Source organism: Herbiconiux moechotypicola (assembly GCF_024979255.1).
Classification (GTDB): domain Bacteria; phylum Actinomycetota; class Actinomycetes; order Actinomycetales; family Microbacteriaceae; genus Herbiconiux; species Herbiconiux moechotypicola.
This window is the reverse complement of the sequence record NZ_JANLCN010000002.1, coordinates 111,947-124,959: the sequence shown is the minus strand read 5'-3', so window position 1 is coordinate 124,959 and position 13,013 is coordinate 111,947. Positions and strand designations below refer to the sequence as shown.

Sequence of the window (13,013 nt, the reverse complement as noted above, 5' to 3'; positions counted from 1 at the left end):
GCCACCCAGCCTCCTGACCCGAAAGCCCGCATCCGTGAACACGACAACCACCGGCACCGATACCGCTAGCGCGACCGGCGGCCTCGCCGCCAGCACCGCCACCACCGCACCCCCGGCACCCACCCCGCCCGCACCCTGGTGGCGCGACGCCGTCGTCTACCAGATCTACGTGCGCTCCTACCGCGACTCCTCCGGCGACGGCATCGGCGACCTCGCCGGCATCCGCGACGGCCTCGACGACATCGCCCGCCTCGGCGTCGACGCCGTGTGGCTCAACCCCTGCTACGTCTCGCCGCAGCGCGATCACGGCTACGACATCTCCGACTACTTCGACATCGACCCCGCCTACGGCACCGTGGCCGACCTCGAACAGCTCGTCGAAGCCGCCCACGAGCGGGGCATCCGCGTGCTGATGGACCTCGTGGCCAACCACTGCTCCCTCGAGCACGCCTGGTTCCAGGATGCGCTGGCCGCGAGCCCGGGCAGCGCCGAGCGCGAGCGCTTCCTCTTCCGTGACGGTCGCGGCCCCGGCGGCGACACCCCGCCGAACAACTGGCAGAGCGTCTTCGGCGGCCCGGCGTGGACCAGGGTGGTGGAGGGCGACGGCCGGCCGGGCCAGTGGTACTTCCACGCCTTCGACTCCGGCCAGCCCGACTTCAACTGGCGGAACCCCGAGGTGGCCGACTACTTCGACCGCGTGCTCGACTTCTGGTTCGCCCGCGGCGTGGACGGCTTTCGCATCGACGTGGCCCACGGTCACGTGAAGAGCGCCGAACTCGCCGACTGGCCGGGCGCCGACGACGGCACCGGCGGCCACAACTACGCCATGTGGGACCAGCCCGAGGTGCACGAGATCTACCGCTCCTGGCGCGCGCTCGGCGAACGGCACCCCGAGCCGAAGTACTTCGTGGGCGAGATCTGGGTGCCCTCGATCGAGAGCCTCGGCGCCTACCTCCGCCCCGACGAGCTGCACCAGGCCTTCAACTTCGACCTGCTCGTGCAGCCCTGGCACGCCGAACGGATGCGCGCGGCCGTCACCGCGGGGCTCGCGCAGGGCACGGCCACGGGCGGCGCCCCGGCCTGGGCGCTCGCCAACCACGACGTGCACCGCGCCACCACCCGCTACGGCCAGGAGCAGCACCTCGGCGCCCCCGACCCCACCGACATGATCTCGGCCGCCCGCCGCACGGGCGCCGTCGACGTGGAGCTCGGGATGCGCCGCGCCCGCGCCGCCGCCTTCCTCCTTCTCGCCCTCCCGGGCACCGCCTACCTCTACCAGGGGGAGGAGCTCGGCCTTCCCGAGGTGCTCGACCTGCCACCGGATGCGCGCCAAGACCCGATCTGGCTGCGCTCGGGCGGCGAGGAGATCGGCCGCGACGGCTGCCGCGTGCCCCTGCCCTGGCAGGCGGGCGCCGCGAACTTCGGCTTCACGCCGGAGGGTTCCGACGCGTCGCCGTGGCTGCCGCAACCCGGCTGGTTCGACGCGTTCGCGGTGGATCGGCAGCGGTCCGACCCCGCCTCCACGCTCAGCCTCACCGAGGAGCTGCTGCGGCTGCGTCGATCGCTCTTCTCGACAACCGCCACCCCTGCGCTCGAGTGGCTCGAGCATCCCGACCCTCACGTGCTCGCCTTCCGGCGCGGCGACGGCGTCTGCGTCGTGAATTTCGGCGACGCCGCCGTCACGGTGCCCGCCGACTGGGCGGTTCGCCCGGTGCTCCACTCCGCACCGCCCATCCCTGCCGCCACCCACAGCGGCCCCCACGACCCCGGACCCGGCGAGGCCTACCTCGTCGAGCCCGACAGCGCGGCCTGGTTCGCGCGACACCCCACGGCCGCCGACGCGGAGGCGACCGCCGGGGCGCACCACGGAGTCGACGACGACTCGCACCCCTCCCCTCACCACCCCGCAGGCGCCTGAGCCCGCGATCACACCAAGGAGCAACGATGCACCGCACACCACTCACACTCGCCGCGATCGGGGCCGCGGGCCTGCTCGCCCTCACGGGCTGCAGCGCCTCGGGCGGCGACGGCGGAGGTACCACCGAGGTCACCGTGTGGCACTACTGGGACGGCACCAACGCCGACACCTTCGACGCCATGGTCGACGAGTACAACTCCTCGCACCCCGGCGTGGAGATCAGCACCTCCCAGGTGCCCAACGCCGACTTCCTCACGAAGCTGCGCGCCTCGGCGACCTCGAAGACCCTGCCCGACCTCGCCATCGGCGACCTCGTGTGGGTGCCGCAGATCGAGCAGATCGGCAGCCTCGCCGACCTCACCCCGTACATCCCGGCCGACACGCTCGCCGACATCACGCCGGCGCTCACCTCGTTCGGCACGATCGACGGCAAGCAGGTGTCGGTGCCGGTCTCGGCCAACAACCTGGCCTACATGTACAACAAGACCCTCTTCGAGGAGGCCGGCCTCGACCCCGAAGACCCGCCCACCACCTGGGAGGAGCTGATGGCCGACGGCAAGGCCGTGCTCGAGAAGACGGGCCTGCCGGGCTACGACCTGTTCACCCAGGCCGGCGACAACGGCGAGGGTCTCACCTGGAACTTCCAGGTGAACCTGTGGCAGGCCGGCGGCGAGTTCCTCACCGAGGACAACTCCGCCGCCGCCTTCAACACCCCCGAGGGCGAGAAGGCGCTGCAGTTCTGGGTCGACCTCATCGAGTCGGGCGTGAGCCCGTACGCCAAGTGGGGCGAGTTCGAGAAGGGCCAGGGCGGCTCCGCCCAGGAGGGCTCGTGGATGGTGGGCATCTGGGCCGCCGACCCGCCCTTCGAGTTCGGCACGGCGAAGGCGCCGTACCCCTCCGACGGGGTGCCGGCCACGAACCTCGGCGGCGAGCAGGCCATGGTGTTCGACAACTCCGACGAGACCACCGAGGCCGCGGCCGACTTCCTCAGCTGGTTCCTCGAGCCCGAGCAGGTCACGAGCTGGAGCGAGCAGACCGGCATGCTGCCCGTCACCACCTCGGTCGCCACGAGCGACGACTACCTCGGCTGGGTGGAGGAGACCGAGCCCCGGCTGCTGCCCTACGTGGAGCAGATGGCCGACGCCCACGCCCGCCCCAACACCCCGCTCTACCCGAAGATCTCGATGGCCTTCGCCACGGCGATCGAGACGGCGCTGAGCGGCGACGCCACCGTGCAGGAGGCGCTCGACGCCGCCGAGGCCGCGGTCGACGACGTGATCGAGCAGGGCTGAGCGGCTCCGTGGCCGTGATCGAATCGGGCACCCGTCCCGGTCGCGCTGGCGGCCGGGGCGGGGCTCCCCCCTCCCACCCCCGCGACGAGGGCCGGATGCGCGGCGCGCGCCGCGAGCGCTACGCCCGCGACGAGGTGCTCACCGCCGCCCTCTTCCTCCTGCCCGCCCTGGCCGTGATCGGCGTCTTCGTCGTCTACCCGATCGTCGCGGCGGGCCAGATCAGCCTCACCTCGTGGAACGGCTTCGACCCCGTGAAGGAGTTCATCGGGTTCGACAACTACGTGCGGCTGTTCAACGACCCCGAGTTCTGGAACAGCCTGCTGGTCACCTGCGTCTACGCCGTCGGCGTGTGCGTGCTCTCGGTGGCCACGGGGCTCGCCATCGCCCTGCTGCTCGACGCCCCGCTGCGTGGTCGCGGGTTCTACCGCGGCATCTATTTCCTGCCCGCGGTCACCTCCTCGGTGGCCGCCGCCATCGTGTGGAAGTACATGCTCGACCCGGCCGGCTTCGTGAACGGCCTGCTCGCCCTCGTGGGCATCGACGGCCCCGACTGGCTGCAGGACCGCTGGCTCGCGCTCGGTGCCCTCACCGCCCTCACGGTGTGGAAGAACTTGGGCTTCAACGCCATCCTCTACCTCACGGCCCTGCAGGCGCTGCCTCAGGGCGTGTTCGAGGCCGCCCAGCTCGACGGCGCCGGGTTCTGGCACCGGCTGCGGCACCTCACCATCCCGCTGCTCGCGCCCATGACCTTCTTCGTGGTGGTGCAGGCGCTCATCACGAGCTTCCAGGCCTTCGACCTGGTCTACGTGCTCACGGGAGGGGGCCCGCAAGGCGGCACCGAGGTGCTCGGCATGCTCATGTACCGCGAGGCGTTCCGGCTCGGCGACTTCGGCTACGGCACCTCGATCGCCTTCGTCACGCTGGCGCTCGTGCTGGGCGTCTCGCTCGTGAACTGGCGTGTCTCGGGCGCCGGGAAGTCGTCGCTGCGATGAGGCGCGCGACCCGCTTCACCGTTCTGCGGCAGGCGGTGCTGATCGCCGGCAGCGCCTTCGTGATCGTGCCGTTCCTGTGGATGTTCACCACCTCGCTGCAGTCCCGCGCCGAGACCTACACGAACACCTCCATCCTGCCCACCTCATGGCACTGGGAGAACTACGCGAAGGCCTGGGAGGCGGCGCCGTTCGGCCAGTACTACCTCAACAGCATCGTGATGGCGGTGGGGATCGTGGCCGGCCACCTCGTGCTCGACGCGTTCGCCGCCTACGCCTTCGCGCGGCTGCGGTTCCCGTTTCGCAACGCCCTGTTCGTCATCCTGCTCGCCGCCCTGATGGTGCCCACCTTCGTCACCATCATCCCGGCCTACGCCATCGTGGCCGACCTGGGCTGGATCGACACCTACTGGGCGCTGATCGTGCCGCGGCTGGCCGACGTGTTCGGCATCATCCTGCTGCGGCAGTTCTTCTCCACCATCCCCGTCGAGCTCGAAGACGCGGCCCGCATCGACGGCTGCAGCCGCATCGGCACCTTCTTCAGGGTGATCGTGCCGCTGTCGACGCCGGCGTTCGCCACCCTCGCCATCTTCAGCTTCCTGTTCGCGTGGAACGACTTCCTCTGGCCGTTGCTCGTGACCAACACGGATGAGGTCAGGACGATCCAGATCGGCCTCGCCTCGTTCGTGGGCCGCTACGGCACCTCGTGGAACTACCTCATGGCCGGCACCCTCACCGCGACGATCCCGAGCATCGTCGTCTTCCTCTTCTTCCAGCGCGCCCTGGTGCGCGGCATCGCCACGACAGGACTCAAGGACTGATGAGCACACCCGACTGGGTCGCCGACGCGACCTTCTACCAGATCTTCCCCGAGCGCTTCGCGAACGGCGACCCCTCGCTCGACCCGCCGGGCGTCGTGCCGTGGAACGCCGAGCCCACCCGGGAGAACTTCTTCGGGGGAGATCTCGCCGGCATCACCGCCCACCTCGACCACATCGAGTCGCTCGGCGCGAACGCCCTCTACCTCACGCCGATCTTCGAGGCCGACACCAACCACCGCTACGACGCCAAGGACTACTTCGCGATCGACCACCGGCTCGGCGACCTCGCCGCCTTCCAGACCTTTCTCGCCGCGGCGCACGAGCGGGGCATGCGGGTGGTGCTCGACGCGGTGCTCAACCACTGCGGCGACGGCCACTGGGCCTTCCGCGACGTGGTGGAGAAGGAGCGCGACTCGGCCTACGTGAACTGGTTCTCGGTGGAGGGGTTCCCGGTCACCGCGCATCCGGTGCCCAACTACCGCACCTGCTCGGGCTGCTACTACCTGCCCAAGTGGAACGCCTACAACCCCGAGGTGCGCGACCACCATCACCGGGTGGCGCGGTACTGGATCGAGCAGGGCATCGACGGCTGGCGGCTCGACGTGCCCTACTTCATCAACCACAGCTTCTGGCGCGGGTTCCGCGAGGTGGTGAAGGAGCAGGGCGACGACCTCTACATCGTGGCGGAGGAGTGGCGCGAGCCCGAGGAGTGGCTGCAGGGCGACCTGGCCGACGGCACCATGAACTACACGCTGCGCGACCTCGTGCTGGGTTTCACCGCCGACCGCTCGGTGACGGCGGCGGAGTTCGCCGAGGGGATGAACCGGCTCACCGACCGCATCCCCGAGGGTTACCGCACCGGCATGCTCAACCTGCTCGGCAGCCACGACACCGAGCGGGTGCTCACCCGGCACGGTGGCGACCGGGCGGCGGCGCTGCTCGCCTACACCCTGCTGTTCTCGGCCGAGGGGGCGCCGATGATGTACTACGGCGACGAGGTGGGGCTGGTGGGCGAGAACGATCCCGGTTGCCGGGGGGCCATGCCCTGGGACGAGTCGGTGTGGGATGCGGGGCTGCTCGCCGGGGTGCGCGCGCTCGGGGCCGAACGGCGGGCGACGCCGGCGCTGCGCCGGGGCTCGCAGCGGGTGTCGGCGATCGGCGGCGATACTGTAGTGGTGACTCGGAGGATGCAGGACGGCGAGACCGCGGTGCGGATCGTGAACCGCGGGGGCGCCGTCGAGGTGCCGCTCACCGAGTTGCCTCCGCTGGCCGCGGGTGAGAGCTGGGGGGTGGCGGGCGACGCCGTGCTCGTGCCCGCCGGGTCGTCGGTGCTGCTCACCGCGCGGACGGACGCGGCTCGGGCGGACTCCGCGCGGACGGACGCCGCATGAGCGCCCGCAACCGCCGCGTCACCATGCAAGACGTGGCCGACCGCGCCAACGTGTCGAAGACCGCGGTGTCGCTGGCGTTCAACAACTCCACGCGGCTCTCCGAGGCCACCGTGAAGAACATCCTCGAGGTGGCCGCCGAGCTCGGCTACGCCCAAGACCCGGCCGCGCGCATGCTGCGCACCCGCCGCACCGACAGCCTCGGCCTGCTGCTGCCGCAGCAGCTCGACCGGGTGCTCGAGAACCCCTACTACACGCAGTTCCTCCAGGGCATCGGCCAGACCTGCCAGCGCGAGGGCTTCACCCTGCTGCTCGCGCCGCCGCTGCGCGGATCGATGCTGAAGACCATCCCCTACGCGGCCGTCGACGGGTTCATCGTGAGCGGGCTGGAGCACGACCGAGGTGAGGTCGACGCGTTGCGGCAGCGGCGCATCCCGTTCGTTCTCGTCGACAGCGAGCTGCACGGCGACGTTCCCTCGGTCGAGATCGACGACAGCGAGGGCATGGAGAACCTCGTCACCCACCTGCTCGACCTCGGGCACCGGCGCATCGCGCTCGTCGCCTTCGAGTCGGGCACGGGTGGCGGGCACCGCGGGTGGCGCGGGCCGGTGCTGAGGCGGATGCAGGGGGCGATCGCCGCTCTCGCTGCGCTCGACCTCACGCCGGAGAGCCCCGGCATCACGCTCATCGAGGTGGCGTGCACGCGGGCGGGGGGTGCCCAGGCGTTCCAGCAGCTGTGGAGCGCGCCCGAGGGGGAGCGGCCGACCGCCATCGTGACGTTCAGCGACATCATCGCGCTCGGTGTGCTCGACGCGGCCCGTGAGGCCGACGTGTCGGTGCCGGGTCAGGTGTCGGTGAGCGGGTTCGACGACACGGTCGCGGCGAACTGGGCGTCGCCCTCGCTCACCACGGTGCGGCAGCCGATCGAGACGAAGGGCCGCCTCGCCGCCGAGTATCTCGTGGAGGCGATCTCGTCGACCGGCGAGCCGCCCGTGCACCACCAGCGGCTGCACACCGCGCTGCTCGTGCGCGACTCCACCGGCCCGGTGCCGAAGGGCGCCTGACCCCTACTCCTCCACGCCCGCACGCACGAGGATCGGCAGGTGGTCGCTCTCGCCCTGCGGCAGCGTGTCGATCGAGTCGATGCGCGTGTGCGCCGAGGTGACGAAGTCGAAGTGCCCCTTGAAGTACTTGTAGCGCGCGTAGGTCGGCTTGTCGCTGAACGACAGCAGGTAGCCCGACTCCTCCATGCGCTCGCTGAGGCTCGAGCGGAACCAGGGGTAGTTGTAGTCGCCCACCATCACGGTCGGCAGCCCCGGCCCCATCACGCGCAGCTCGTGGTGCGCCGCCGCGATCTGCTTGCGGCGCAGCGAGTTCGACGCGGTGAGCGGCGCGGCGTGGAAGGAGCCCACGAGGATCTCCTTCTCGATCTCGCGGTCGAACAGCTTCGCGGCGAGCAGGCGCTCGTGCGCCGGCGCCATCACGCGGTCGTGCATCGACTTGCGCAGCGCGAACACCCGGGTGGCCTGCAGCTCGAAGCGCGACTCGCGGTGGTAGACGGCGAGGCCGAGGCGGTTGGTCTTGGTGGAGTCGGCGAGCACGAGGTGCTTGATGCGCTCGGGCATGTCGTCGGTGTCGCACTCCTGCAGGCAGAGGATGTCGACGTCGTAGAGCGAGGCGAGATCGTTCAGCTCACCGCTGGCGTGGTGTTTGCGCAGGTTGTAGCTGACGATGTTCAGTTCGCGTGCCATGTCGTTCGTTGCTCGCACCTTCTGTTGCGGGGGCTGTCGGGATGACCCGGCTGACGATGTTGCGGTAGCGACGTCATTCTGGCACGACGGGGTTGCCGTCGCCTGAACTGTCAGTGTGTGAATCTTCTCAGAACGCCCGCGAGGTCGGTCGGCTCCTCCTCGGCCGGCAGCGCGCGGCTCTGCACCGAGCCGATGTGCGCGTCGACGAGCGCCTCGGCAGCGGCCGCATCCCCACGGCGCAGGGCGGCCACGAGCTCGACGTGCTCGGCGAGGCTCTCGTCTTGCGGGTGCGCCACCCCGTAGACGGCCAGGATGAGCGTGGTGCGGCCCACCACCTCGAACACGTAGCGGCGCAGCAGCGAGTTGCCGGTCGTCTCGGCGAGCAGGATGTGGAACTCGGCTCCCAGCCGCACGGAGCGCTTGTGGTCGCCTGCCTCGCTGGCCTCGCGCTCGGCGTCGATGTGGGTCGTGAGGGTCTCGTCGAGCTCGGGCGTCCAGCGCTGCGCGACGAGGCGCACGACCTCGCGCTCGAGGGCGCGGCGCACCTCGAAGGCCTCCCGCGCGTCGTCGGGGCTCGGCTGTGCGACCGTCGCCGACTTCGTCTTGCCCACGTCGACCAGGCCTTCGGCCGACAGTCGGGCCAGAGCGGAGCGGATGAGGGTGCGGCTCACCCCGAAGTGCACCCCGAGGTCTTCTTCGGGGAGCTTGGTGCCCGGCTTCAGCGCGTTCTCCATGATCGCCTCGCGCAGGGCCGAGTACGCGGTCGCGCTGCGATCGGACATGGGGCCAGTATACGGATGCGCGAAGCGCCGAACACTCTCAGGAATACGAAACATAGTGTTTACGTATACCAAAATCTGAATTCATGCATACTTAACGCATGACCGACACCCTGCTCTCCCCGCGCATCCTGGAGCTGCGCCTCAATCAGCAGCAGCGCGCCCTGCTCTCGCGCAGCGTGGCCGCGGGCGAGGCTGCGACGCTCGATGCGCTGGTCGAGCGCGCCCTCGCCGAGTCGCTCGCGGGTGAGTTCGCGCGGTTCCCGGTGCCCGCCTCCTCGGCGCGGCCCGAGGACTGGCGGTCGCGCATCCGCCACTCCGTCGGGGCCGAGCGGGAGCTGCTCGAGGAGATCGTGCTGCAGCCGGGTACCGGCAAGGCGCTCGAGGTGCCGGCCGGCGAGCTCGTGCGCATCGAGCAGATCGACGGGGCGCAGTGCGTCGACTTCAACTGCTTCAACCTGCACGACTACCGGGAGGCCTTCCACACCGGGCGCACCCGCACGCTGCACGGCATCAACCCGGGCGCCGGCGACTTCCTCTGGTCGGCGCCGCCGCGGGAGCGGGCGATGATGGCCATCGTCGCCGACACCGCGCACTGCAACGACGTGGTGTTCCCCCGCTGCAGCGCCAACCTCTACGAGAGCGTCTACGGCTTCGGGGTGCACACGAACTGCGCCGACATCCAGGCAGAGGCGCAGCGCGAGTACGGGCTCACGCCCGACGACGTGCACGACTCGTTCAACCTCTTCATGGCCACGGTCGTCGACGACGGGATGCCCGCGATCCGCCGGCAGGCCTCGGTGCCGGGCGACCACGTCGAACTGCTCGCGCTCATGGACGTGCTCGCGGTGCCCAACGTGTGCGGGGCCGACGTGATGCCCACGTCGAACTACGCCATCCGGCCCGTGCTCGTGCAGCGGTGGCGGGCGTCTGCGGCCGACCTCGAGGCGGTGCCGCCGCTCGTGGCCTACGACACGCAGCGCACGGTGGCGCAGTTCGCGCAGCCGCGCATCCGCTCGGAACGGGCGCTGCGGCGCGACCCGTCGTACGTTCCGGCGTTCGCGAACGCGCCCATCGCCTACGAGGGCGTTGCGGTGTCGCTGTCGGCCGCGGGCGCGTCGGCGCTCGAGGAGCTGTGGCGGCGGGAGTTGTACAGCGACGCCGGGGAGGCACTGCGCGACGTGGTGTTCAGCTGGTGGGCGGCGAGTCATCGTGGGTGAGGTGGGGGTCGCGGATGCGCGGGCAGGTGTGATCGCGGCCGGCGTCGGTGACGCAGTTGACGGCGGCGTCGGCGGTGTCGCCGGTCGCGCGGGCGGATTCGACGTCGACTTCGGGGAGCTCGGCGAGTACGAGCGCTACAAGCTCATGGCGAGTCTCATCGTGCCGCGGCCGATCGCGCTGGTCACCACGGTCGACGGCTCCGGGGCCGTGAACGCGGCGCCCTTCAGCATGTTCTGCATGCTGGGGGAGGAGCCGCCGCTGCTGCTCATCAGTCTCAACCGCGGCGGCGAGCACGGGCGCCGCGACACCGCGCGCAACATCGACGACACCGGCTCGTTCGTGGTGCACATGGTCGACGAGGCGCTCGCCGCGGCCGCCGACCGGTGCGGAGACACCCTGCCGCACGGCGTGAGCGAGCTCGCGGCCGTCGGCCTCGCGACACGGCCGTCGCTGCGGGTGTCGGCGCCCACGATCGCCGCGGCCCCGGTGGCCTTCGAGTGCGTGCTGCACGAGAAGCTCGACACCGCGAGCCGCGAGATCATCATCGGCCGGATCGTGTCGCTGCACACCCGCGACGAGCTCGTCGACACGGAGCGCTGGCGGGTGCGGCTCACCGACTACGCACCGGTGGCGCGGTTCGGTGCCAGTTTCTACACCACCACGCGGGAGCGGTTCACGGTGCGCGACGCACCCGCCGCGACCGCGATCGACGAGCTCTGAACGTCTCTTCCCGCACCGCCTGTTCTGCACCCACCCCTTCAGCAAGGAGAACCCCATGTCCCATCGCACTGCATCCCGCCTCTCCCGCCGTGGCCTCCGGCCCGCGGCCGTGGGGGCCCTCGCCCTCTCGGCGCTCGCCCTCACCGCGTGCTCGGCGCCCGCATCCGGAACCGGTGCCGCCGCCGCCGCCACCGACCTGCCCATCGGAGCGGTCGACCTCGCGGCGGCGGGTTGCCCGGCCACCGTCGTCATTCAGACCGACTGGAACCCCGAGGCCGAGCAGGGCAACCTCTACCAGCTCCTCGGGCCCGGCGCCGTCATCGACGCCCAGAACAAGGCCGTCTCGGGCCCGCTCTTCGCGGCGGGCGAGTACACCGGTGTGAACGTGGAGGTGCGCTCGGGCGGGCCGGCGATCGGGTTCCAGACCGTCACCAGTCAGCAGTACACCGACCCCTCGATCACGCTCGGCTACGCCAACACCGACGAGGCTGTGCAGCTCTCGGCCGAGATGCCCACGACGGCCGTGTTCGCGCCGTTCGAGGTGGGTCCGCAGATCATCATGTGGGACCCGGAGACCTACCCCGAGGTGGAGACCATCGCCGACCTCGGCGAGACCGACGCGGTGGTGCGCTACTTCGGCGGCGCCGCGTACATGGAGTACCTCACGGGCTCGGGCATCCTCGACCCGGCGCAGGTCGACGGCAGCTACGACGGCACGCCCGCGTCGTTCATCGCGGCCGGTGGGGCGGATGCGCAGCAGGGCTTCGCGACCGTGGAACCGTACGTGTACGAGAACGAGATCGCCGACTGGGGCAAGCCGGTGGCGTTCCAGCTCATCCACGACGCAGGCTACCCGATCTATGCCTCGGCGCTGTCTGTGCGCACCGGTGAGCTCGAGGCGCTGTCGCCGTGCCTCACGGAGCTGGTGCCGGTGATCCAGCAGGCCACCGTCGACTACTACGCCGACCCGGCCGCGACGAACGAGCTCATCCTGCGGGCCGTCGAGGAGTTCGACAACGGATGGGTGTACACACCGGGGGTCGCCGCGTACTCGGTGCAGGCACAGGTGGATCTCGGTCTCGTGGGCAACGGATCGAACGACACCGTGGGCGACTTCGATCTCGACCGGGTGCAGGAGATCGTCGACATCACCACGCCGCTGTTCGAGAAGCTCGGTTCGTCGCCGGCCTCCGGACTCACGCCCGACGACCTCGTCACGAACGAGTTCATCGACCCCGCGATCGGGTTCTGACGCGGCGGTCGCGCTCGGCGCTGGCGGGCTCGGTTCGCCGCGGCCCGCCTGCCCGGTGCGGGCCGTAGCTCGCCCGCCCGGCGCCGGCCCAGGCCTGCCCATTCCGTGCCGGCCGCAGCCTGCCCACTCCGTGCCGGCCGCGGCCTGTCCGCCCGCCTGGTGCCAGCCGCGGCTGGTGGCGGCCGCTGCTGGTGGCGGGCGCGGCTGCGGGGTGACCTGTTCTGGGGAGTGACCGGGGTGGGTGGGGTTCGTAGCCTGGTGCGATGACGTTCGACGGGGGCTCGGTGCCGGATGCGGTGCCGCACCCGGCGCGGGTCTCGCGGAGGGCGGTGCTCGGGGCGGGCGCCTGGACCCTGCCGGTGGTGGCACTCGCCGTGGCCGCACCGCGCGCATCCGCGAGCACGGGGGAGCCGAGCTTCACCACCCTCGCCCCGCTGACCGTGGGCGGCGAGCCGGATTCACTGGTGTTCCCGCTCCTCATGAGCGAGGTTCCGGCACAGCCCGCCTCGGAGGACGGCGACTTCGTAGGTCTCTTGGTGGTTCTGTGTCTGCCCGAGGGACTCGAAGTGACGGGTGCGAGCTCAGGTGACGGCGTGGGCTGGGCGTTCACCGACGGGTCGGCGGGCTTCGAGGGCGGCGAGGTGTTCGTGTTCAACGCGACCGCGATCACGGCCGGTTACTCCGGAACGCTGCTCATCACGATCGCGCAGGCTCCGGCTGCCGGCCTCCACGGCGAACTCGGCGCCGACGTCGTACTCGGCAGCACCGGTGACTTCGCCGAGATCGCCTGGACCTACGCGTACCCGGACCCTACGGGCCCCACCCTCCCCAACTGCGCCGCCGCCTGACCGCCCCGCGTCGCGAGAGGCGCGGGGGCGATCT

At 70.8% G+C, this 13,013-nt stretch carries 12 protein-coding genes; 10 read left to right on the top strand and 2 right to left on the bottom strand.

The window, feature by feature from the left end; all coding sequences use genetic code 11:
* Positions 1-34 precede the first annotated feature (34 nt).
* From N1031_RS03270 to N1031_RS03245, 6 genes are all read left to right on the top strand, one after another.
* A complete protein-coding gene (locus tag N1031_RS03270) occupies positions 35-1,918 on the top strand; it encodes a glycoside hydrolase family 13 protein (RefSeq protein WP_259478161.1) in 1,884 nt (627 codons plus the stop codon).
* Between the two features lie 26 nt (positions 1,919-1,944).
* Positions 1,945-3,210: an ABC transporter substrate-binding protein gene (locus tag N1031_RS03265; protein WP_259478160.1), complete on the top strand. Its 1,266-nt coding sequence runs from the start codon at positions 1,945-1,947 to the stop codon at positions 3,208-3,210.
* A gap of 95 nt (positions 3,211-3,305) precedes the next feature.
* Positions 3,306-4,202, top strand: a complete 897-nt coding sequence (locus N1031_RS03260) for a carbohydrate ABC transporter permease (protein WP_259478159.1) — start codon at positions 3,306-3,308, stop codon at positions 4,200-4,202.
* A complete protein-coding gene (locus N1031_RS03255; protein WP_259478158.1) occupies positions 4,199-5,020 on the top strand; it encodes a carbohydrate ABC transporter permease in 822 nt (273 codons plus the stop codon). Before N1031_RS03260 ends, N1031_RS03255 begins: the two co-directional genes overlap by 4 nt.
* Positions 5,020-6,411, top strand: a complete 1,392-nt coding sequence (locus N1031_RS03250) for a glycoside hydrolase family 13 protein (protein WP_259478157.1) — start codon at positions 5,020-5,022, stop codon at positions 6,409-6,411. The genes N1031_RS03255 and N1031_RS03250 overlap by 1 nt, the downstream gene beginning before the upstream one ends.
* Positions 6,408-7,472, top strand: a complete 1,065-nt coding sequence (locus N1031_RS03245) for a LacI family DNA-binding transcriptional regulator (protein WP_259478156.1) — start codon at positions 6,408-6,410, stop codon at positions 7,470-7,472. The genes N1031_RS03250 and N1031_RS03245 overlap by 4 nt, the downstream gene beginning before the upstream one ends.
* A gap of 3 nt (positions 7,473-7,475) precedes the next feature.
* Here N1031_RS03245 and N1031_RS03240 read toward each other — a convergent pair whose 3' ends face one another.
* The gene (locus tag N1031_RS03240) at positions 7,476-8,159 is read right to left on the bottom strand and encodes an endonuclease/exonuclease/phosphatase family protein (RefSeq protein WP_259478155.1); all 684 of its coding nucleotides are present in this window, start codon (positions 8,157-8,159) and stop codon (positions 7,476-7,478) included.
* 110 nt (positions 8,160-8,269) lie between these two features.
* On the bottom strand, positions 8,270-8,941 hold the full coding sequence (locus N1031_RS03235; RefSeq protein WP_259478154.1) for a GntR family transcriptional regulator: 672 nt from the start codon (positions 8,939-8,941) through the stop codon (positions 8,270-8,272).
* Positions 8,942-9,039: 98 nt separating this feature from the next.
* On the opposite strand from N1031_RS03235, the gene N1031_RS03230 reads away from it, so the two are divergent.
* The 4 genes from N1031_RS03230 to N1031_RS03215 all read left to right on the top strand — a co-directional run bounded on the left by N1031_RS03230 (position 9,040) and on the right by N1031_RS03215 (position 12,979).
* Complete coding sequence (locus tag N1031_RS03230; RefSeq protein WP_259478153.1) at positions 9,040-10,158, top strand: DUF1989 domain-containing protein; 1,119 nt, start codon at positions 9,040-9,042, stop codon at positions 10,156-10,158.
* Complete coding sequence (locus N1031_RS03225; protein WP_259478152.1) at positions 10,151-10,879, top strand: flavin reductase family protein; 729 nt, start codon at positions 10,151-10,153, stop codon at positions 10,877-10,879. Before N1031_RS03230 ends, N1031_RS03225 begins: the two co-directional genes overlap by 8 nt.
* A 55-nt stretch (positions 10,880-10,934) precedes the next feature.
* Positions 10,935-12,131 (top strand): ABC transporter substrate-binding protein, encoded by a 1,197-nt coding sequence (locus N1031_RS03220; protein ID WP_259478151.1) that lies wholly within the window; start codon positions 10,935-10,937, stop codon positions 12,129-12,131.
* 263 nt (positions 12,132-12,394) lie between these two features.
* Positions 12,395-12,979, top strand: coding sequence for a hypothetical protein (locus N1031_RS03215; protein WP_259478150.1), 585 nt, complete (start codon positions 12,395-12,397; stop codon positions 12,977-12,979).
* Positions 12,980-13,013: the final 34 nt, after the last annotated feature.